Origin of the sequence: Komagataeibacter xylinus (assembly GCF_009834365.1) — a bacterium.
Lineage (GTDB): Bacteria > Pseudomonadota > Alphaproteobacteria > Acetobacterales > Acetobacteraceae > Komagataeibacter > Komagataeibacter xylinus_D.
Genome location: NZ_CP041348.1, coordinates 2,021,928 through 2,042,109, shown reverse-complemented (window position 1 = coordinate 2,042,109; position 20,182 = coordinate 2,021,928). Strand labels below are relative to the sequence as shown.

General features: G+C 62.6%; 17 protein-coding genes. 5 read left to right on the top strand and 12 right to left on the bottom strand.

Annotation, left to right across the window (positions count from 1 at the left end; all coding sequences use genetic code 11):
• Window positions 1-28: 28 nt before the first annotated feature.
• The gene (gene map / locus FMA36_RS09695) at window positions 29-835 is read right to left on the bottom strand and encodes a type I methionyl aminopeptidase (RefSeq protein WP_159263830.1); all 807 of its coding nucleotides are present in this window, start codon (window positions 833-835) and stop codon (window positions 29-31) included.
• A 137-nt stretch (window positions 836-972) separates the two neighbouring features.
• Window positions 973-2,094 carry a D-alanyl-D-alanine carboxypeptidase family protein gene (locus tag FMA36_RS09690; protein ID WP_159262153.1) on the bottom strand — a complete coding sequence of 374 codons (1,122 nt, stop codon included), beginning with the start codon at window positions 2,092-2,094 and terminating at the stop codon, window positions 973-975.
• A 260-nt stretch (window positions 2,095-2,354) separates the two neighbouring features.
• On the opposite strand from FMA36_RS09690, the gene clpS reads away from it, so the two are divergent.
• The 3 genes from clpS (at window position 2,355) to FMA36_RS09675 (ending at window position 5,755) form a co-directional block, all read left to right on the top strand.
• Entirely contained in the window at window positions 2,355-2,786 is a 432-nt protein-coding gene (clpS, locus tag FMA36_RS09685; protein ID WP_240906324.1) for an ATP-dependent Clp protease adapter ClpS, read from the top strand.
• 161 nt (window positions 2,787-2,947) lie between these two features.
• Window positions 2,948-5,278: an ATP-dependent Clp protease ATP-binding subunit ClpA gene (gene clpA / locus FMA36_RS09680; RefSeq protein WP_159262152.1), complete on the top strand. Its 2,331-nt coding sequence runs from the start codon at window positions 2,948-2,950 to the stop codon at window positions 5,276-5,278.
• A 147-nt stretch (window positions 5,279-5,425) separates the two neighbouring features.
• Entirely contained in the window at window positions 5,426-5,755 is a 330-nt protein-coding gene (locus FMA36_RS09675; protein ID WP_159262151.1) for a YnfA family protein, read from the top strand.
• A gap of 66 nt (window positions 5,756-5,821) precedes the next feature.
• Here FMA36_RS09675 and FMA36_RS09670 read toward each other — a convergent pair whose 3' ends face one another.
• From FMA36_RS09670 to FMA36_RS09660, 3 genes are all read right to left on the bottom strand, one after another.
• A complete protein-coding gene (locus FMA36_RS09670; protein WP_159262150.1) occupies window positions 5,822-6,406 on the bottom strand; it encodes a DUF3465 domain-containing protein in 585 nt (194 codons plus the stop codon).
• 70 nt (window positions 6,407-6,476) lie between these two features.
• Window positions 6,477-7,391, bottom strand: coding sequence for a PPK2 family polyphosphate kinase (locus FMA36_RS09665; RefSeq protein ID WP_159262149.1), 915 nt, complete (start codon window positions 7,389-7,391; stop codon window positions 6,477-6,479).
• Between the two features lie 2 nt (window positions 7,392-7,393).
• The gene (locus FMA36_RS09660) at window positions 7,394-8,152 is read right to left on the bottom strand and encodes an SDR family NAD(P)-dependent oxidoreductase (protein ID WP_159262148.1); all 759 of its coding nucleotides are present in this window, start codon (window positions 8,150-8,152) and stop codon (window positions 7,394-7,396) included.
• A gap of 129 nt (window positions 8,153-8,281) precedes the next feature.
• Between FMA36_RS09660 and FMA36_RS09655 the strand changes: the two genes are divergently transcribed.
• Window positions 8,282-8,866, top strand: a complete 585-nt coding sequence (locus tag FMA36_RS09655; RefSeq protein ID WP_159262147.1) for a YqgE/AlgH family protein — start codon at window positions 8,282-8,284, stop codon at window positions 8,864-8,866.
• A 155-nt stretch (window positions 8,867-9,021) separates the two neighbouring features.
• On the opposite strand, the gene FMA36_RS09650 is transcribed toward FMA36_RS09655, so the two are convergent.
• Window positions 9,022-11,646, bottom strand: a complete 2,625-nt coding sequence (locus FMA36_RS09650; RefSeq protein WP_159262146.1) for a TonB-dependent receptor plug domain-containing protein — start codon at window positions 11,644-11,646, stop codon at window positions 9,022-9,024.
• A gap of 149 nt (window positions 11,647-11,795) precedes the next feature.
• Here FMA36_RS09650 and FMA36_RS09645 point away from each other — a divergent pair, with 149 nt between their 5' ends.
• Entirely contained in the window at window positions 11,796-12,920 is a 1,125-nt protein-coding gene (locus tag FMA36_RS09645) for a pyridoxal phosphate-dependent aminotransferase (RefSeq protein WP_206065071.1), read from the top strand.
• Between the two features lie 113 nt (window positions 12,921-13,033).
• Here FMA36_RS09645 and FMA36_RS09640 read toward each other — a convergent pair whose 3' ends face one another.
• From FMA36_RS09640 to FMA36_RS09615, 6 genes are all read right to left on the bottom strand, one after another.
• A complete protein-coding gene (locus tag FMA36_RS09640) occupies window positions 13,034-13,909 on the bottom strand; it encodes a TIGR01459 family HAD-type hydrolase (RefSeq protein WP_159262145.1) in 876 nt (291 codons plus the stop codon).
• Window positions 13,906-14,982 carry a quinone-dependent dihydroorotate dehydrogenase gene (locus FMA36_RS09635; protein WP_159262144.1) on the bottom strand — a complete coding sequence of 359 codons (1,077 nt, stop codon included), beginning with the start codon at window positions 14,980-14,982 and terminating at the stop codon, window positions 13,906-13,908. Before FMA36_RS09635 ends, FMA36_RS09640 begins: the two co-directional genes overlap by 4 nt.
• A 44-nt stretch (window positions 14,983-15,026) precedes the next feature.
• Entirely contained in the window at window positions 15,027-16,220 is a 1,194-nt protein-coding gene (locus tag FMA36_RS09630) for an L-dopachrome tautomerase-related protein (protein ID WP_159263824.1), read from the bottom strand.
• A 97-nt stretch (window positions 16,221-16,317) separates the two neighbouring features.
• Window positions 16,318-17,631, bottom strand: a complete 1,314-nt coding sequence (locus tag FMA36_RS09625; RefSeq protein ID WP_408885658.1) for a c-type cytochrome — start codon at window positions 17,629-17,631, stop codon at window positions 16,318-16,320.
• Between the two features lie 29 nt (window positions 17,632-17,660).
• Entirely contained in the window at window positions 17,661-19,448 is a 1,788-nt protein-coding gene (locus tag FMA36_RS09620; protein WP_159262142.1) for a GMC family oxidoreductase, read from the bottom strand.
• Window positions 19,445-20,140 (bottom strand): gluconate 2-dehydrogenase subunit 3 family protein, encoded by a 696-nt coding sequence (locus FMA36_RS09615; RefSeq protein WP_159262141.1) that lies wholly within the window; start codon window positions 20,138-20,140, stop codon window positions 19,445-19,447. The genes FMA36_RS09620 and FMA36_RS09615 overlap by 4 nt, the downstream gene beginning before the upstream one ends.
• Window positions 20,141-20,182 lie beyond the last annotated feature (42 nt).

Below are 20,182 nucleotides of genomic sequence, written 5' to 3'. Positions count from 1 at the left end.
GGCGTGTCTATCCCTTACGGGTGGTGCGTCACGCCTGCTTGTAGGGTGGGCAGGTATAGCCTGCGGGCGAGAGGGTGAAGACCTCGCACCCGTCCTCGGTTACCCCCATCATGTGCTCGAACTGGGCGGACAGCGAACGGTCACGCGTCACGGCGGTCCATTTGTCTTCCAGTATCTTCACATCCGGGCGGCCGATATTGAGCATGGGCTCAATGGTGAAGAACATGCCCGGACGCAGCACCAGGTCCTCGCCGGGGTTGCCGTAATGCAGCACGTTGGGCGGCGCGTGGAAGGTGCGCCCGATTCCATGCCCGCAGAAATCGCGCACCACCGAAAAGCGTCGCGCCTCGGCATAGGTCTGGATGATGTGCCCGATATCGCCCAGCGTGGCGCCGGGGCGCACGGCATCAATGGCCAGCATGAGGGATTCGTAGGTCGCCTCGATCAGCTTCTGCGCGCGCAGCTTGACCTTGCCCACGGTATACATCCGGCTCGTATCACCGTACCAGCCATCCAGGATGACGGTCACATCGATGTTGAGGATGTCGCCATCCTTCAGTGTCTTTTCGCCCGGAATGCCGTGGCAGACGACATGATTGATCGAAATGCAGCTTGAGGCCGGGTAGCCGCGATAACCAAGCGTGGCGGGCACTGCGCCATTGGCGATCATGTAGTCATGAATCAGGCGGTCGAGTTCGCCCGTGGTGACCCCCTCGCGCACATGCGGGGTGATCATGTCGAGCGTGCGGGCGGCAAGCTGGCCTGCCGCCCGCATGCCCACGAAATCTTCTGGCGTGTGGATCTTTACCGCGCCGCCGTGCATATCGCCTTCCATGCCGCTAACCTTTCCTGTCATCTGTGCATGACCACCCGCCCGCAGTCATGAGAGGGACAACAGGAACACGCCTGACCCGCCTGCCAGCCGCGCCGGATGGATAATCGTGCCTTCTATACCCTGCCCGGCCCGTGCTGTCAGCTTCGTGACTTGGCGCGGACATGCGTGGTGTGCGCCACGTGCCCCATGCTGACCAGATGCACATGCGCCCGCACGGGTGCGGGGTGCACGTGCACCACCGTTCCATGCCCGCGCCTAAGGCGGGTGTACGAGGCGGGGATGGCGGGGGCCTCGGCCACTTCATCCGCCGTACTGGCGCGCAGGCGGGCGGAGGCCAGCATCACGCCACGGCGGCTGGCAGCCGACCTGCCGCCTGCACGCGCGAGCAGCAGCGGCCGCGTGACGGGACGCGCCACGGGGGCCACACCCTCGGCCTCAAAGCTGGTATCGAGCAGGGCGGCCATGGTGGTGTTGCGCCGTGTATTGGACTTCGCCCCCATCACCACGCCGATCAGGCGCACATTGTCGCGCACGGCGGAGGTCACGAGGTTATGCCCTGCCTCATCGGTATAACCGGTCTTGAGGCCATCAGCGCCGGGATAGGCGCCGAGCATCGGGTCATGGTTGGGTACATCGCGCCCGTGGAAATAGAAGTTCGGCACCGCGAAGTAATGGTAGTACTCGCCATAATCCACGATCAGGTGGCGCGCCAGGGTGGCGAGGTCACGCGCCGATGTCATCTGCTCGGGGTTGGGCAGGCCCGAGGCATTGCGGAACACGGTATCATACATGCCAAGCCGGCCAGCCTCGCGCGTCATCATCGCGGCGAAGCGGGTCTCGTCACCACCGCCGAGAAACTCGCCTAACGCGCAGGCCGCATCATTGGCGGACTTCGTGACCAGTGCGAGCACCGCCTGCTCTACCGTAATCTGCGAACCCGGACGCAGGCCAAGCTTGGAGGGTTCCATCGAGGCGGCATGGATCGAAACCGGCATTTCCTGATTTAATGCAACCCGCCCCGTGCTCACGGCCTTGAAAGCAAGGTACAGCGTCATCAGCTTGGTCAGGCTGGCGGGGTAGCGGCGCAGGTCCGAATCCTGCTGCGACAGCACGGCGCCGGTGCGGGCATCAATCACGATGGAGCTGACCTGCCCCACATATTGCGCCCTTGCGGCATGCATGCCCCCAAGGCCGACACACAGCCCCACGGTTGCAGTGACCCTGAGGCGGGAAAAACGGGTGGTGAATAAACGGCTCATGAGATGGCGAAACCTGCGCGTGCAATGATCATCATACGGCTTCGGGCGCACGGGGTTACCCGGCACCCCTCCATCCATTCACGGGTTGCTTGGCTGCAACCATTCTAAAAGAAAGGTTTTCTATTCGTCCAGAGCGTATTTATATCCTTGCCATTCCATAAACGGGGATGCACGCGGTTTAAGGGGTGATGCAAAAAAATCCCTGCGCCCCGGCGCACGCCCCTTTCAACCGGCGGCAAAGTTCCAATATGGTACCTGTCATGTCTGCTATTGCTCAAGCTTCCCTGCCCCACCCCGCGCCCCGACCCGGCGCGGACAGCCCGCGCCCGCATGGGCATGGCGGCAATACGCCCCCACGCCGTAACGGCGGGCAGGACTCGCCGCCGGGCAATGATGACGGCATGATCGACGTGGTCATCCGCACCCGGCCACAGACCCGCAAGCCGGCAATGTACAAGGTGCTGATGCTCAACGATGACTACACGCCCATGGAGTTCGTGGTGCATGTGCTCGAGCGCTTTTTCCAGAAGAACCGCGAGGAAGCGACCGACATCATGCTGCACGTTCACAAACGTGGTGTGGGCGTGTGCGGGGTCTTTACGTACGAGGTTGCCGAAACCAAGGTAACACAGGTGATGGACCTCGCGCGCCAGAACCAGCACCCGCTGCAATGCACGATTGAAAAGGACTGAGCCCACGAGCAAGCGCATCTTCCCGCCCCCGTCGCGATCCGATCGCGTTCCATGGCATTTTGTGCTGGCATTTCCATCGCAACAGGGCAAGGATTGTCCTCGCTTACCGGTTATGATCTCCGGGGTCCTGGTGGCCCCTCTTGGAAAAGGAGCGTCTCGGCATGTTGTCACGTAATCTTGAACAGACGCTTCACCGTGCGCTGACACTGGCCGGCGACCGCCGGCACGAATACGCAACGCTTGAACACCTCCTCCTCGCGCTGATCGACGACCCTGATGCCGTAACGGTATTCCGTGCCTGCGGGGTCGATCTGAACAAGCTGCGCACCGACCTGACCGACTTTCTTGACAAGGATCTTGCGGGCCTTGCGGCCGACCGCACGGTTGACCCCAAGCCCACCGCCGCCTTCCAGCGCGTGATCCAGCGCGCGGCCATTCACGTGCAGTCCACCGGGCGCGATGAGGTGACGGGGGCCAACGTGCTCGTGGCCCTGTTTGCCGAGCGCGAGAGCCATGCCGTGTATTTCCTGCAGTTGCAGGACATGACGCGGCTTGATGCGGTCAACTTCATCTCCCACGGCATTGCCAAGGCGCCCGACCGCTCCACGCGCCGCCCGGTTGCGGGCAGCCCGCCCGAAGGCGGCGAGAGCGAGGAACGCGGCAAGACCGGGCAGAAAAGCCAGGATGCGCTGTCCACCTACTGCACCAACCTCAATGACAAGGCGCAGGAGGGCAAGGTTGACCCGCTGATCGGCCGCGACTCTGAAATCGAGCGCACGATCCAGATCCTGTGCCGCCGCACCAAGAACAACCCGCTCTATGTGGGTGACCCCGGCGTGGGCAAGACCGCAATTGCCGAGGGGCTGGCCAAGCGCATTGTTGAAGGCGACGTGCCTGAAGTGTTGCTCAACGCCACCATCTACTCGCTCGACATGGGCGCGCTGCTTGCGGGCACGCGCTACCGTGGCGACTTCGAGGAACGGCTGAAAGCAGTCGTGACCGAACTCGACAACAATCCCGGCTCGATCCTGTTCATTGACGAGATCCATACCGTGATTGGCGCGGGTGCGACCTCGGGCGGGGCGATGGATGCCTCCAACCTGCTCAAGCCCGCCCTGGCTGCAGGCACGCTGCGCTGCATGGGCTCGACCACCTACAAGGAATACCGCCAGCACTTCGAGAAAGACCGCGCACTGGTGCGCCGGTTCCAGAAGATCGACGTGGCGGAGCCTTCGGTCGAGGATGCGGTCAAGATCCTGCGCGGGCTCAAGGTCAATTACGAGAAGCACCACAAGGTGCGCTACACCGATGATGCGATCCGTGGGGCAGTGGAACTCGCCGCCAAATACATCCACGACCGCAAACTGCCCGACAAGGCCATCGACGTGATTGACGAGGTCGGCGCCTCGCGCATGCTGGTGCCCGAAAACCGCCGCCGCAAGACGGTCACGCTGAAGGATGTGGAAGACATCGTGGCGAAGATCGCCCGCATCCCGCCCAAGAGCGTCTCGTCGGACGACAAGGAAACCCTGCGTTCGCTCGAGCGTGACCTCAAGGGCATGGTTTACGGGCAGGACAAGGCGATCGAGGCCCTGACGGCCGCGATCAAGCTGTCACGCGCGGGCCTGCGCGACCCGGAAAAGCCGATTGGCAACTACCTGTTCTCCGGCCCCACCGGCGTGGGCAAGACGGAAGTGGCCAAGCAGCTTGCGGCAACGCTGGGCATCGAACTGATCCGCTTCGACATGTCGGAATACATGGAGCGGCATTCGATCTCGCGGCTGATCGGCGCCCCGCCGGGCTATGTCGGCTTTGACCAGGGTGGCCTGCTGACTGATGCCATCGACCAGCACCCGCATGCGGTCCTGCTGCTTGATGAGATCGAGAAGGCGCATCAGGACCTGTATAACGTGCTGCTGCAGGTGATGGACCATGGGCGGCTGACCGACCATAATGGCAAGACGGTCGACTTCCGCAACGTGGTACTGATCATGACCACCAATGCAGGTGCCGCCGACCTGAGCAAGGAGGCCATCGGCTTTGGCCGCACCAGCCGCGAAGGCGAGGACGAGGATGCGATCAAGCGCCTGTTCACGCCGGAGTTCCGCAACCGGCTTGATGCGATCATTCCGTTTGCCAACCTGTCGCCGCATGTGGTGGACCGGGTGGTGGAGAAGTTCATCTTCCAGCTTGAGGCCCAGCTGGCCGATCGCAACGTGATGATCGAGATCTCGTCCGCCGCGCGGGAATGGCTGGCTGAACGTGGCTACGACCGCCTGTATGGCGCACGCCCCCTGGGCCGTGTCATTCAGGAAAACATCAAGAAGCCGCTGGCCGAGGAACTGCTGTTCGGCAAGCTGACCAAGGGTGGGGTTGCCAAGATCACGCTCAAGGATGGCAAGCTCGACTTTGAATACATCTCGCAGGCGGATAACGATTCCACTGAAGGCGATGAAGGCGACAGCACCCGCGAAGCCGAAGCCGCTGACTGAGGATCGTTCACTTCACCAGGAACAAGGACAGGGGCCAGAAATGGCTCCTGTTTTTTTTGGCGCTGACTTTTTTACAGGAGGCTGCGCTTTTCGAAGCTTTTTGAAAAAAGCTTCACCAAAAACTTCTGATTGTCTCGTAGGGATGTCATGCTCACCGCCGCCATCTACATTCCCGCAGCCTTTGCCGAAATTGGCGGCTGCTTCTGTTTCTGGGCCTGGATGCGCCTTGGCCGCTCGCCGCTCGTGCTGGTGCCGGGCTGTGTGTCGCTGGTGCTGTTTGCGTGGCTGCTGACCTTCAGCCCCGCCGATAACGCGGGGCGGGCCTATGCCATTTATGGCGGCGTGTACATCGTGGCCAGCCTGATCTGGTCCTGGCTGGTCGAAGGCCTGCCACCTGACCGATGGGACATACTGGGCGCTGCCATCTGCCTTGCGGGCGCGGGGCTGATCCTGCTCGCCCCGCGCGCCCACCCCTGATAAAAGCTGCAGAAGAACGCCGCCTTTTTGAAAAAAGGCGGCACTCAAAACCTTTTATCAATGTGGTTACTGGTAGCGCGTGCCATTAACGCTGACATAGCCCTCAACCGGCCAGCTCCGCCCGGTGCCGTGATGGGTCCAGTCAATGCCCTGGCTGCGGGCGTTGTCATAATAATAACGACCCAGCACATCGGCCTTGTCGCCCTTGGCCACCCATGGCCATGTGGGTGCGGTCATACGGTCCAGATCCGACACGATGCGGATGGATACACCATGACCGACATCAACGTAAAAATACCCATGCAGGCCGCTACGCGTGCGCTTGGATGCCGAAACCGCAATAACCTGCCCGCACACATGTTCGACCCGGTCGGGGTGGGCTTCGCTGCTGCTGCCTTCCGCGGCCTGAAGGTCAGCAAGAAACTTGCCGTCATCACATGCCTCGGGCACGGGGCTGGCAATGGGCTGCGGGCGTGAACTGCTGCCCTCATACCCGCTTTGGCCACCCTCCGTGCCCTGCGTTTCCTCACGCGAGTCTTCATGCCGGTGGTGGTGGTGCCGCGCATGAGCGGGCGCAATGCCCCCCATCTGCAGGGCCACGACTGCTCCGAGCCCCATCACCATGCATCGCTGCCAGCGCATTGCCGCCATCTGAGTGTTCTCCCTTTTCAAAAGATCACAATCTTTTGCGGTGCGCTGGCGGCGGCGTCAATGAACGGGGTTACGGGCAGGCCGAGGGGGCTTCCGCCTCAAGCTGTTTGCGGGCATTTTCCATATCCGCCTCCATGGCGGGGTCCATGGCGGGCATTTTCAGGTGCAGCTTCTCCAGCGCGTCGATGATCGCCTCGATCACGACCAGACGCTCGAACCATTTCTGGTCAGCGGGCACGACAAACCACGGCGCATCAGGGTGGGCCGTATGCCGGATCGCTTCTTCATAGGCGTGCTGGTAATCATCCCAGTACTGGCGCTCGTGAATATCGGCAGGCGAGAACTTCCAGTTCTTGGCGCGGTGCTTGATGCGCTGCAAAAAGCGCAGGCGCTGCTCCTCCTTGGAAAGGTGCAGGAAGAACTTCAGCACGATCGTACCCTGACGGGCCATGTAACGCTCGAAACTGCTGATATCCTCGTACCGGTCCGCCCAGAAGGTGGGCTTGCGGCGCAGGCTCAGCGGCAGGCATTCGTGCTCGAGCAGCTCGGGGTGCACGCGGGTGACAAGCACTTCCTCATAATGGCTGCGGTTGAAGATGCCGATGCGCCCTGCTGCCGGGGCCACCATATGCTCGCGCCACAGATAGCCATGCGCGAGTTCAACCGGGCCAGGCTGCTTGAACGACGAGACACTGACCCCCTGCGGGTTGATGCCCGACATGACATGCTTGATCACGCCATCCTTGCCGCCCGCATCAAGCGCCTGCAGCACGACCAGCACGGACCATGTGTTGTTGGCGTATAACAGGGCCTGCAGATGCGCGAGGTAGCGGATACGCTCCTTGAGCAGCTGCTTGCCGGTTTTCTTGTCCAGCCCGCAGGCCTCTGCTGCGCGGGTCGGGCAGTCGGCAAGGGAGAACCCCTTGCCGTTATGCACGCTGAAGCGGCGTGCGAGGGTATTTGTGGTCGTTTTCTTGCGGGCCATACTCAATCCTTCATGCCCCGCGCCACCGCAAGGCCACCAGCCGCCTGACAGGTCGGCATCATCTCTACCTCATTGATATTGACATGACGCGGCAGCGCAATGATCCAGGACAGGGTCTCGGCAATATCCTCGGGCAACAGGGGTTTGGTTCCTTCATATACTGCCGCCGCCCTGGCCGGGTCGCGCAGGCGCACGGTGCTGAACTCGCTGCCACCACACAGGCCCGGCTCGATATTGGTCACGCGCACATTATGGCCCAGCAGATCACAGCGCAGGTTGCGGGTGAACTGGCGCACGAAGGCCTTGGTCGCGCCGTACACATTGCCGCCCGTATAGGGATAGGTGCCCGCCGTGCTGCCCAGCGTCACCACATGCCCGCGGTCACGCGCCACCATGCCGGGCAGCAGCACGCGCGTCAGTTCGACCATGCCAGTCACGTTCGTGGCAATCATGGTCTGCCAGTTGGCTATATCCGCCTCCTGCGCCTTTTCCATGCCCAGGGCGAGACCTGCGTTATTGACCAGCACATCCACATCGCGCCAGCCCTCGGGCAGGCTGCCCGGCAGGGCGGCGATGGCAGGGGCATCGGTCATGTCCAGCTCAAAGGCCAGCAGGTCCGGCCCGAGTTCGGCCGCCAGCGCATCAAGGCGTTCGCGCCTGCGGCCGGTGGCAATGACACGGTACCCATCACGCACGAGCCGTGTGGCGATCGCCTTGCCGAATCCGGCCGTAGCCCCCGTTACCAGTGCAATCTTCTTCATGGTCTTTTCTCCTGCTGTGTGGGTGGTCAGCCTTGCATATCAGTCGCCTCCCGTCATGGGGGCTATCAACCATACAACCCGAAGCTGAAATGGTTGCAAAAGAGGGCAAATCCGGTTCTATGGTGGTGTATGGCTTCCTTCGCGACATCTCCAGGCCGCAGCCTGACCGGTCACCTGCTGGTGGCGACCCCTGCCCTGACCGATCCCGCCTTCGCGCGCAGTGTCATCTACCTGTGCGCCCACACGCCCGAGGATGGAGCGATGGGGCTGGTCGTCAACCGCAGGCTGTCGCAACCCGTGCTGGATGACGTGCTCGAACAGCTTGGCATTGCGCCCGTGCCGCCACGCCGCCGCATCAATCTGTGCGCGGGCGGCCCGATGGATAACGGGCGCGGCTTTGTGCTGCATACATCGGACTGGAGCGGCGATGGCAGCCTGCCGGTGGATGACAGCACGACGCTGACCGCCAGCCTCGACGTGCTGCGTGACATTGCCGATGGCAATGGCCCGGCCCACGCCATGCTTGCCATGGGCCATGCCAGCTGGGAGGCAGGCCAACTGGAAGACGAGATGCTGCGCCATAATGCTTGGGTGGCCGCTCCCGCTACCGAGGCCATCGTGTTCGGCCCCGACCATAACGCCAAATGGCGGCAGGCGCTGGCCAGCGTGCGCATTGACCCGGCCTGGTTTACCGGGGCCGTCGGCCACGCCTGATGTAACGCGGCCCTTTCCATAAGGGTAACCGCCCCTTCCCGCGCATGATATGGCATACTGTTCCGGCCACCAGAGCGTGCCGGAAAGACATGATAACGCCAGCGGGCCGGAAGCAGGGCTGCTTCCGGCCCGTCAATCATGGTTAACGGGAAAGTTCAGAAACGGGCATCAATACGGCCGTAATAATAGCCACCCGTCATGGGCACCTGTGCCGAGTTGGCATCATAAATACGGGCACCATAGTTGTTGTTCAGCGGATTGACCATGCGGGGGCGGATATTGAACACATTGTTCGCCCCGACGGTCACATGCAGGTGCGGCGTAACGCTGTAGCCTATTTCAAGGTCAGTCAACCAGCGCGGGGTATTGTTGAACTGCGCGAAACAGGTGTTGGAGTAACGCAGCGCGCTGGCCTGGCCGTTTGAGATGCACTGGGCGCTGGACGGGGTCCAGTCCTGATAGGCAAGCATGTCCGTGGTCTGGCCATAGCGGGTCTGGCGTACGTTTACATCCCATTTGCCAATCGTCCAGTAAGCATTGAGGATCAGCTTGCTGCGCGGATAGGCAGTTGTGATGTAGCTGGCGGTGGCGGCATTGAGCAGTGGCGTGCTCACGCCATTGACCATGGTGGAGGCCACATGGCTCAGACGGGTGCGGTTCAGGTCCAGCGAGGCGGAAAGGTTCAGGTTGCCATAACGGTGCATGTGCAGCAGGTAGCTGGCCTTGAGGTCAAAACCCTGCGTGCGCGTGCTGGCGCCATTGGCAAAATAGTAAGTGCTGACCGCATTGGGGTCGAGGCCGCCTGGCAGTACGAAGCCAAGCTGCTGCACGGCGTTGATGGCCGTAGGCCCGTTGACGGACCCACCGGCGATGATGCGGTCGCGGATGTTGATCTGGTAGACATCGGCCTCGACATGGAACCCGTTGACCGGCTCCAGCACGATGCCTGCGCTGGCGTTGGTCGAGCGTTCAGGCTTGAGGGGAGAGGCCCCCAGCGAGCGCGCGGCCCCCGAACTGACAGGCAGCAGCCCCGATACGGTCGAAGCCCCTACATTGATGGCGCTGAAATGCTGCTCGGCCAGGGTGGGCGCACGAAAGCCGTTGCTGATGGTACCACGCACGGCGATGCGTCGCGTAAAGTCATAGCGTGTGGAGACCTTGCCGTTTTCGGTGTTGCCCACATCGGTATAGTGCTCGAAACGCCCGGCAAAATCGACATCCCAGTGCTTGAGCGGATGGAAATCGCCATCAAGGTAGCCTGCCCAGATGTCACGGCTCCAGCTACCGGCATTATGCGGGCTGAGGCCAACATAGCCCGCCATGCCACCTGCCTCGTATGATGGCGGGGTGCCTGCCGTTATCTCATAGGTTTCAAGCCGGTGCTCCGCGCCAAAGGCAATGGTGGTGGGGGTTGCAAAGCCGGTTTTGAAATTGCGCCTGAAATCAGCCGTATTGGTCCACTGCGCCATGCGGTAGCTTTCGGCCCGCGTGGAAGTGGGCGACCAGCCGCACCCATCGGTCGAGGCATAGGCGCTGGTGCTGGTCGGGTTGCTGCTGCGCGCAATACACTTGCTGCTCAGCATGCCCGCATTCACGCTGCTTTTGTCACCGATCTTGTCTTCATCCGCGCCATAGGTCGTGCTGATGTCCCAGGCGAATTTGAAGAAGTTATCGCCCTTCAGCCCCAGGGTGGCGGCATAGTCATTCTCTTCCATCGTCTCGATGGGCGAGAAACCGGAAGGATAGACGGAAGGCAGCGTACTGGGCGGACGATAGTTTTCATATGCTTCGGCATGGCGATGGGCGTAGGTGATCAGGCCGTAGCCCTGTATGCCCTCCGCCAGTGTCTTGCCAAAGGCGATGCTCAGGTTTTCACGTGTTTCCTCTGGCGTGCTCATGACCTTGTTGGAGTTCTTGGGAACGGAAACCGACCCTTTATAGAGCGAGGTTGCCGCTCCCGCAGGCGCATAGCCCAGCAGGCGATGGTCTTCGGTATAGGGGACCATATGATCGGTGTGGTAGACCTGCCCGCTCAGGTGCAGGTAACCATCCCCGCCAAGCGACAGGCCGCCATCAATGCTGGTCTGGTATTGCCAGCCATCGCCATTATAGGCATTTGCGCCGGTCTGGGCGCTCATGTTCAGGCCATGATTCGTTTTTTTGGTAATGATGTTGACCACGCCCGCAATGGCGTCCGACCCGTACAGCGCGGCGGCCCCATCTTCCAGCACCTCGATATGGTCAATGGCGGCCGCCGGGATCATGTTCAGGTCAACCGGTGTCGCGCCAAAGTCCGGGCCGGCATCGGCGTAGATGTTTGCCGTGGTGTGGCGGCGTTTTCCATCCACCAGCACCAGAACCTCGTTGGGGTTGAGGCCACGCATGCGAATGGCGGATGTCAGCGCGCCCGCATCATTGCCCATGGCGCTGACATTGATCGAGGCATAGGTGCGTGTCAGGGCATCCGCCAGGTTCAGTTGCCCCGAACGCCGCAGGGTTGCAGCAGACAGTACCGTAACGGGTGATGTGCTCTGCTGCGCCTTGCGATTGACAGCATGGGTACCTGTTACAATCAGGGTTTCACTACTGCTGGCCGAGGCATTTGAGCCATCGACCGGCTTTGCGCCAGATTTCGTGCCTTTCACGGCAGGTTTTTTTTCGCGCTTGTTATTGTCTGGCTTCTGCTCATCCACAAGCGGAACTGCATGAGAAATGGTTGTATCCACCACCAGGCCAAAGGTGATTGCTGTTGAAAACAGAAAGGCTTTTCTTATCGCCATGAGTATTCCCGGGATAAATGCATTAAAAAGAGATGCAATACCCTTACATAAAAAATCAGATTCTGTTTAAGTTAAGTTATTATGAAAATTTATTCTTATTTATTTCATATTTTACTTTAACAAAATAATATAACAAGATATTCAACCTCATGCCTTCACGGACAATCATGCTGCATCTGAACCGGCGCTCCATCATCCAGTCTGCCAGCCTGCTTACCTCCGCCTTGTGGGCCGGTGTGGTCAGCCCTGCCAGGGCAGAAGAACCCCCGCCTGCGCGGGCGCGCCTGAATGTAACGGAAAACCCGTTTGGCCCCTCTCCCGCCGCACGCGCCGCCATTGCAGGCTGCGTGAAGCTGGCGCCCTATTACGTTGAGGATGAGCATCTGCTGCGCGACCGGATAGGCCAGCAGGAAAATCTTGAACGTGAGAAAGTTGCCCTGTCCAATGGCTCGCTTGATGCGCTTTCGCTGCTGTCAACCGATATCGGGCGCGCCGGGCACATCCTTGCCCCCCAGCCAACCTATGCCACGCACCTGAACTATGCCCAGCGCCGGGGGGTAGCCGTGCAGTATGTGCCGCTTTCGGCGCATGCAATCGACCTGCAGGCCATGCGCCGCGCCATAACACCCCAGACCGCCCTGGTGTATGTCTGCAACCCGAACAACCCGACCGGGCATATGCTCAGGCATCAGGAACTTCTGGCATTCTGCCGGGATGTTTCAAAAACGGTTCCGGTCATTGTGGATGAGGCCTATTTCGAACTGCTGCCCGATGCAAATGGTATGACCATTGCCCCCCTCATCCATTCTGGACACGATGTGATCGTGGCGCGCACGTTCTCGAAAGTGTATGGACTGGCCGGGTTACGGATCGGCTACATCCTGGCGCAGCCCCCCCGCGTCAAACAGCTTTACAGCCTGACCACGACATCGCGCAATCAGGCAGGCTTTGCCGCGGCTGCCGCATCACTGGGAGACAGGCAGTACCTTGACGGGGCGATCGCCTACCTGAAAAAATGCCGCCAGATGATCTATGATATCTGCGAAAAAAATGGCCTCCCCTACCTGAAAAGCCATGGCACGTTCGTGTATGTAGATACCGGACGCCCCGCCCGGCTGATGGAACAGGCGCTGGCGCAGCACAATATCGATATCCGTGTTTTTGAAGCGCCCACCTATCAGACATGGATCCGGGTCGGCACTGCTACTCCTGTCGAACTGGCCATGTTCGGGCGCGCTCTTCCCCTTGCCCTGAAGGAAGTGCCCAAGGCCTGAACGAGGGTTGCCATCGCAAGCCAGGAGCCTGACGACCCGTTCCCGGGCAAGAAAATACCCGCGTGATCCGGCCCCGTTACGGCCCGCCACGAGGCGAGCCATAACGGGACAGATTACCAGCGCAGCGAAGGCACGCAGGCCACAGGGGCAAGCCCTGCTGCAGTCGCTTCCGCCACCGCCAGGTCGTAATCAGGGTTGCGGCCGTGCTCCCAGCTTCCGCCCAGCATTTCCTGATGGATGCCTCCCAGCACCCAGCAGCCGTCAATACCTGCGGTAGCGGCCCCGCGCATGTCGGTGGCCAGTGCATCGCCAAGTGCGAGCACCCGCTCGCGCGGCACATCGAGCAGCGAAAGTGCAAGCCCGTAGACTTCCGGATAGGGCTTGCCAATCCAGCGCACGGGGCGGTTACGGTTTTCATACCAGCTCGCCATGGCCCCCGCGCAGATCAGGCGCAGGCTGCCGCGAATGACCTGCTGATCGGGGTTGGCGCAGATCATGGGCAGGTTATGGGCCGCGCACTGTTCCAGCATGGGCAGGTAGGGGCTGATTTCCTCCTCGCCCAGTTCGGCGTCCGGCCCGGTATTGAGCACGAAATCCGCCTGCGCGGGATCGCCCGTAACATCAAGGTCCAGCCCGGCATAGACATCCACATCCTTGTCGGGACCGAGATGGACCATGCGGCGGCCAAGGCCCGCAAACCACGGGTCGGTGCGGGCAGCCAGCATGCGGTGCGTGCACTCACCACTGGTCATGATGCCGTCATACAGGTCAGCACTCACGCCCATGCGGCGCAGGCCCGGCTCCACCGTGGCGGTGCGCCGGGGCGCGTTGGACAGCAGAACCACCCGCTTGCCTGCCTCGCGCAGGCGTTGCAGGCATTCCAGCACGCCGGGATAGGGGGCCACGCCATTATGCACCACGCCCCACAGGTCGAGGATGTAGCCATCATAATCGTGGCTCAGCCCGGACAGGCCATCATGCCATTTCATTTAAGGGCAGCCCCTTTGGCATCGGCCAGCGTCTCGAAACCTTCGGCGCGCAGGGCGCGCAGCGTCTCGGCCTTGAGGCGCTTGAGGATGCCCGGCCCTTCATACACATAAGCCGTATAGATCTGCACAAGGTCAGCCCCGGCCTTGACCCGGTCGAGAATGTCCACGCCGGTTTCAATGCCGCCGCTGGCCACCAGGGCCACGCGGCCTGCCGCCACCTTTGCAACACGGGTCAGCATGTCCTGGGCCAGCGGACGCAGCGGGCGGCCTGACAGGCCCCCGGTCTCGGTGGCATAGGGGCTGAGCAGCCCCGCCGGGCGCGAGATGGTGGTGTTGGACACGATCAGCCCCTGCGCACCACCGGCAATGGCGGCCTCGACCACGGCTTCGACATCATCATGCGCGATATCGGGCGAGATCTTGACCAGAAGCGGCGGCCGCTCGGCATGGGCTGCGTTGATCGCATCCAGAATGCCCTTGAGCTTTGAGGCCTCAAGCAGGTCACGCAGCCCCGGCGTGTTGGGCGAGGACAGGTTGATGACGATATAGTCGGCATAGTGCTTAACCCGCCCCACCAGCATGGGGTAGTCGCGCTCGGGGTCGGCACCGGTCTTGTTAATGCCAAGGTTGGCGCCCACCGGCACCTGCGCGCCGGGCGTGCGGCGCGGCGAGGACACGCGATGCAGGCGCGCCATACGTACGGCAAAGCGGTCGATGCCCTGGTTATTGAAACCCATACGGTTGATGATGGCCCGGTCTTCGGTCAGGCGGAACAGACGCGGCTGCGGGTTGCCGGGCTGCGGGCGGGGGGTGACCGTACCCGCCTCGACAAAGCCGAAGCCCGAGCGCGTGAGCGGGCGCACCACCAGGGCATTCTTGTCAAACCCCGCCGCCATGCCGATGGGGTTGGGAAAGCGCAGCCCCATGGCGCGGACGGACAGCGCCGGGTCATCATTGCCGGGGCAGGAGACGCCGCCAAGGCCAAGTTGCAGGGCATCAAGGGCGATATGATGGGCGGCCTCGGGCTCCAGGCGCCGCATCAGGGGCAGGATCATGCGCGACATAATATTCATGGCCGCGATTGTTGCCGCAATTCAGCGCCGGGGGAAAGGGGCAACTAGCCCGGTGCTGCCTTTGTGGCATCGAAGGCGGCGGCCGCATCGGTGGGGAAGCGGATCAGATAATAGGGCGGCACCCGCAGGTCATGCCCTTCATTAAAGCTCGCAAGGCGGTTCCACTGGCCCAGCGTGCAGTACACCATGTTGCCATCAACAAAGATGCCATCGGGCGAGAGCACGCGCGGGTCACGCACCATGGTGTCGAACGAGCCATCGGTGTTGCGGCGGAAGATGGCGTCATGCTCGAAATTGGTGGTGTAGATCCGGCCCTGCGCATCGGTGGCCAGCCCGTCGGCAACGCCCTTTTCACCCAGATCGCTTATGCCGGTGGCAAGCTGTGCATCGGTTTTGTCAAAATCGGCCAGCAGAACAGTAGGAATGCTGTAAAGCCGCCTGCTGGTCAGCGGGCTGTAATACAGCGTGGCGCTATCGGGTGACAGCGTAATGCCATCCACCCCGCCCGAGACGAAAGCAGGCTTGTGCGCGGGCGGGTCAAATACCAGTGGCCGCCCCTCCACCACCGCCATGAAGGGGCGTTCGGCCTGAATGGAGGGATGGCTTGCCAGCACCCGGCGCTGGCGCCCGCTCGCCACATCCACCACCACCAGGGCGGGCGACTGGCCAAACGAGGAATCAGTTATGAACACCGTGCCCTGCGGCCCGTGCGTCAGGTCCACGCGCAGGTCGTTCATGTGGCTGTCTGGCAGGAGCGTGGGCGCGGTCAGCACGATGCTGGCAAAGATGCGGTTGGTGACCGGGTCGATGCCAATGACCTTGGCCGCTCCCGGCGCGAGTGGCTGGCCCGCCAGCTTGCCATCATCAATGGCCCAGAGCCGCCCCCTGGTATCGGTGGTCATGCCGTGGACGGACATGAGCCGGGTGGCGGGTGGGCGGTCGGAGGGCATGGCCGTGGCGGCATCGGGATAGGGCAGCAGGCGGCCATTTTTCAGTTCGGCCAGCGTCGCGCCCTTGTGGTTGACCGCATGGCGCGGAAAGCCCACGAACACCCGCCCCCCCGTGACTGCAATGCCCGACGGGCCGGGGCCATCAAAATGGGCCACGATCTCGAACGGACCCTCCGGGGTGGCGCCATGGTCGTAATTGGTCGCCTCCTGCGCAGGTTGGGCAGCCCGGGCCATGGGTACTGCCCCCGCCAGCAGGAGTGCAGCCCCGAACAGGTCACGCCGATGCATGGTCATTGGTCTTTCCCCCGGTTTGTGCGGCCCGCGTCCATTCATGCAAGTCAGGGCCACAAGGGCAATCGCGCCATCCGCGGCATGGCGTTCACAATCAGTTCATAGGTAGCGAGGCAGGCGGGTGTTCAGGCGACAGGCTGCGCCGGATGCGCGCCACGTCAGCAGCACTCACCGCAGGCGCCTCATTGCCCCATGCCGCACGGATGAAGCTTACGGTATCGGCCACCGCTGAATCATCCATGCGGGCGGCAAAGCCGGGCATGACAAAGGCGGAGGGGGCCTGCTTCGTTGCCCGCAGCGTATTGCCCTCCAGCACGATGCGAATGAGCGAATCCGGTGTCGGGTCCATCACCACCGGGTTGCCGGCAAGCGGCGGGAAGGTGGTGGGGTAACCGCGCCCATCGGTGCGGTGGCAGGCGGCGCAGCTATCCACGTAATGCCGCGCGCCGCGCGCACTCATGTCACCCGCGCGCAGGGCATTGGTGGCAGCGGGGTCATACGCCCAGCCCGGCGCCCTGGCGGGTGTTGTGGGCGAGAGGGTCTTGAGGTAGCGGGCAATGGCCAGTTGATCATCCGCCGTCATGTGCTGGGTGCCGTGGTTGATGGCATCGGTCATGCCACCGAAGGCCGCGCCAAGTGGCATGCGCCCGGTAGCCAGAAAGCGCACGATATCCTGCTCGCTCCACCTGCCCAGCCCGGTGCGGTTCTCGCCGCGCAGGCTGACAGGCCGCCAGCCATCAACCGTCGCTCCGCCCGAGAGGTAGAGCGGGCCATCTTCAGCCGTCAGGGCTTTTTCCTGCATGGTCACGGCGCGTGGCGTATGGCAGGCACCACAATGGCCTGGCCCCTCGACCAGATAGGCCCCGCGCGCCACAACCGGGTCGGGGAAGGTACGGGCCGCAGCCCCCTGTAGCGTAATTACCGGATCAGGCGCGAACAGCCTGCGCCACACCATGAGCGGCCAGCGCATGGACAGCGGCCAGTGCATGCCATCCTGCACCACCGGCACGGAGACCGGCCTGACGCCGTGCATGAAATAGGCATAGAGCGCATGCAGGTCGTCATCGGTCATGCGGGCATAGGAGGGATAGGGCATGGCTGGGTACAGCGTGGCCCCGTCGCGGCGGATGCCGTTGCGGATGGCGCGGATGAATTCGGCCTCGGAATACCGGCCGATCCCCGCCTGCGCATCTGGCGTGATGTTGGGCGCATACAGCGTGCCGGTGGGCAGGTGAAAGGCCATGCCCCCGGCAAAGGGCGCGCCGCCGGGCACGGTATGGCAGGCGCCGCAATCCGCCGCCTCGGCCACGTATTCCCCGCGTGTGACCAGATCCGCCGGTAATGATGCATCCTGCGCCCGCGCAGGCCGGGCACCCAGCGCCGACAGGACCAGCAGGGCCGCCGCCATGGGGCGCAGCCCGGATTTCCACATGCCCTTCATCCTGCCAGCGGGCCAGGACTGGCAAGGTAGGTGGTGCGGATGTGGTGTGCCGCCCAGTAGGCCAGGGCCGCGACCATGCCGGTGGGGTTGTAGCCCGTGCCCTGCGGGAAGGCATTGGCCCCGATCACGAACACATTATGCACATCCCACGACTGCATGTAGCGGTTCAGGGCACTTGTCTGCGGGTCCGTGCCCATCACGGCGCCACCGCCGAGATGGGTGGTCTGATACTGCCGCGTATCGAACGGCTGGCCGAATTCACGCTTTGTCAGGTGCACGTTACGCGCGCCCATGGCTTTTGCCACATCGCCAATCTTGTCCACCACGTAGCGGTTCATGCGGATGTCGTTATCCTTCCAGTCAAACGTCATGCGCAGCAGCGGCTGGCCGTAGGCGTCCTTCCATGTCGGGTCAAGGTCGAGATACACATCGCGGTAGGCCATGTTGGCCCCATGCGCGTCGATGCGCAGCGAATGGCGGTAGGTATCAATCATGCCCGCCTTCCAGGCACTGCCCCAGCGTGGCGTGCCCGGCGGGCCGCCCGCATGCGCGCCCGCAATGGCCTTGACGCCTGCCTGGTTGACCCAGACCGGCGAGCCCCCCACGAAGCCTAACGGCCCGTGGTCAAAGTTCTCGCTGTTGAAGTCATCAAACGCAACGCCGCCGCCACCTGCGCCGATATACTGGTTGGTCTCCACCTTCGGGTCGAGCCACACCACGCTGGTGGTCACGTTCTGGTAGACGAAATTACGCCCCACAACGCCTTCGTTCCGGACCGGATCATAAGGCTTGCCAATGCCGGAAAGCAGCATCAGCCGCACGTTATGGAACTGGAAGGCGGTCAGGATCACCATTTCCGCAGGCTGGGTCACCACCTTGCCCTCGGCATCGGTATAGGTCACGCCGGTGGCGCGCGTGCCCGTGCTGTCGCGCTCCACCTTCAGCACATGGCAGTTGGCCCGCAGTTCAAACAGCGGGTGGCGGCGCAGCACCGGCAGGATGTTCACGTTGGGCGATGCCTTGGAATACATGTAACAGGCATAACCGCTGCAATAACCACAGAAATTGCACGGCCCCATCTGCGCGCCATACGGGTTGGTATATTGCTGCGAGGCATTGGCCGCGGGCAGCGAATACGGATGGAACCCCACTTCCGTCGCGGCCTTGCGGAACAGATGGGCGGTATAGACATCCTTGAGGGGTGGCAGCGGAAAATGGTCGGAGCGCGAGGGCGCAAACACGTTGCCCTGCCCCACGACCTGACCGTTCACCTTGTAGGCCTCGCCCGAGGTGCCGAATACTTTCTCGGCCTTGTCGAAAAAGGGTTCGAGTTCCTCATAGGTCACGCCGTAATCCTGAAGGTTCATGCCTTCGGGAATGAATTTGGCGCCATATTTCTCGATCACGCGCGAGCGCAGGCGCAGGTCATCGGGGGGCATGCGAAAATGCACGCCCGACCAGTGCAGCCCTGCCCCGCCCACGCCCTCGCCGGGCAGAAAGGCGGCCATGCGCCGATAGGGCAGCGCCGTCTGGTTGGCGTTGTTGCGGATGGTGACCGTGCTTTTGGAGAGATCCTGGAACAGCCTGTAGCGGAAATTGCCCTCAAGCTCGTCGATGGAGGCCGGGTAAGCCCCCTCCCCCGCCGTGCTGCGGTCCGGCCCGCGTTCAAGCATGACCACCGTGCGCCCGGCCTCGGTCATTTCCTTGGCCATGATGGACCCGGCCCAGCCGCCGCCCACCACCACCACGTCAACCGGCTTCAGCCTGCGTGCTTCATCGCTCATGCCGTTTCTCCCGTTATGGAAACACTGCCCAGCGGGTAATGCGCCCCGTAGCGGTCCACCCAGTCCATGAAATCCGCCCGCGCGCCGGGGAAGCCCAGCATGGCCCAGCCGCCAAGGCCAGTATTGCCACCATGGATGGGGTCGCTGAACGCGCCTTCCATCACATTGGCCAGAAGCTGGTCGAAAAACGCGGCAGATGGCACATCGCCAAACACCAGCTTGCCGCCTTCGGCTGCCCGCAGCAGGTCGTCCTGCACCCCGGGCGCGAGAGCTGCGAAGGGTTTTGCGTGGCGGGTGGTGGCATGGGCGTTCATGCCCGCAATGCCGTGGCGGTACAGGTCGCGCGGGGGGTACGGCAACTGGTAGCCCAGATGATCCGGCCCCTGCACGAAGGGGCCAGTCATGTACCACTGCGCGCCCTGCGCGTAGGGCGTGGTCATCTGCTGGTCGATGAAACGGGGCACGTTCAGTGCGAGCGCGCCGGGGCCATTGGCGTCAGCCGGGATCAGGCGGTCGCAGGCGGCAATGAGAAAATTCCATTCCGCGGCGTTAAAGAAAACCGGCGTGTATGGCCTGGGCGGAGCTGCCGCCCCCGTGCCCGAAGCAGATACCGTGCCGCATGCGGCAATGCCTGCCAGCCCCTGCATGAAGCGCCGCCGCGATGAGATGAACCCTGAACCGTTGATACCCAAAAACTGCCTTCTCCCTGACGCCATGCCTATCGTGGCCCCCTG

What these genes read in the sequence shown, in the direction of transcription:
- clpA (WP_159262152.1), top strand. Translation starts at nt 2,948, where the DNA reads ATGTTGTCACGTAATCTTGAACAGACGCTTCACCGTGCGCTGACACTG.
- clpS (WP_240906324.1), top strand. Translation starts at nt 2,355, where the DNA reads ATGTCTGCTATTGCTCAAGCTTCCCTGCCCCACCCCGCGCCCCGACCC.
- FMA36_RS09630 (WP_159263824.1), bottom strand. Translation starts at nt 16,220, where the DNA reads ATGCATCGGCGTGACCTGTTCGGGGCTGCACTCCTGCTGGCGGGGGCA.
- FMA36_RS09655 (WP_159262147.1), top strand. Translation starts at nt 8,282, where the DNA reads ATGGCTTCCTTCGCGACATCTCCAGGCCGCAGCCTGACCGGTCACCTG.
- FMA36_RS09690 (WP_159262153.1), bottom strand. Translation starts at nt 2,094, where the DNA reads ATGAGCCGTTTATTCACCACCCGTTTTTCCCGCCTCAGGGTCACTGCA.
- FMA36_RS09625 (WP_408885658.1), bottom strand. Translation starts at nt 17,631, where the DNA reads ATGGCGGCGGCCCTGCTGGTCCTGTCGGCGCTGGGTGCCCGGCCTGCG.
- FMA36_RS09620 (WP_159262142.1), bottom strand. Translation starts at nt 19,448, where the DNA reads ATGAGCGATGAAGCACGCAGGCTGAAGCCGGTTGACGTGGTGGTGGTG.
- FMA36_RS09665 (WP_159262149.1), bottom strand. Translation starts at nt 7,391, where the DNA reads ATGGCCCGCAAGAAAACGACCACAAATACCCTCGCACGCCGCTTCAGC.
- FMA36_RS09635 (WP_159262144.1), bottom strand. Translation starts at nt 14,982, where the DNA reads ATGAATATTATGTCGCGCATGATCCTGCCCCTGATGCGGCGCCTGGAG.
- FMA36_RS09645 (WP_206065071.1), top strand. Translation starts at nt 11,796, where the DNA reads ATGCCTTCACGGACAATCATGCTGCATCTGAACCGGCGCTCCATCATC.
- FMA36_RS09660 (WP_159262148.1), bottom strand. Translation starts at nt 8,152, where the DNA reads ATGAAGAAGATTGCACTGGTAACGGGGGCTACGGCCGGATTCGGCAAG.
- map (WP_159263830.1), bottom strand. Translation starts at nt 835, where the DNA reads ATGGAAGGCGATATGCACGGCGGCGCGGTAAAGATCCACACGCCAGAA.
- FMA36_RS09640 (WP_159262145.1), bottom strand. Translation starts at nt 13,909, where the DNA reads ATGAAATGGCATGATGGCCTGTCCGGGCTGAGCCACGATTATGATGGC.
- FMA36_RS09675 (WP_159262151.1), top strand. Translation starts at nt 5,426, where the DNA reads ATGCTCACCGCCGCCATCTACATTCCCGCAGCCTTTGCCGAAATTGGC.
- FMA36_RS09650 (WP_159262146.1), bottom strand. Translation starts at nt 11,646, where the DNA reads ATGGCGATAAGAAAAGCCTTTCTGTTTTCAACAGCAATCACCTTTGGC.
- FMA36_RS09670 (WP_159262150.1), bottom strand. Translation starts at nt 6,406, where the DNA reads ATGGCGGCAATGCGCTGGCAGCGATGCATGGTGATGGGGCTCGGAGCA.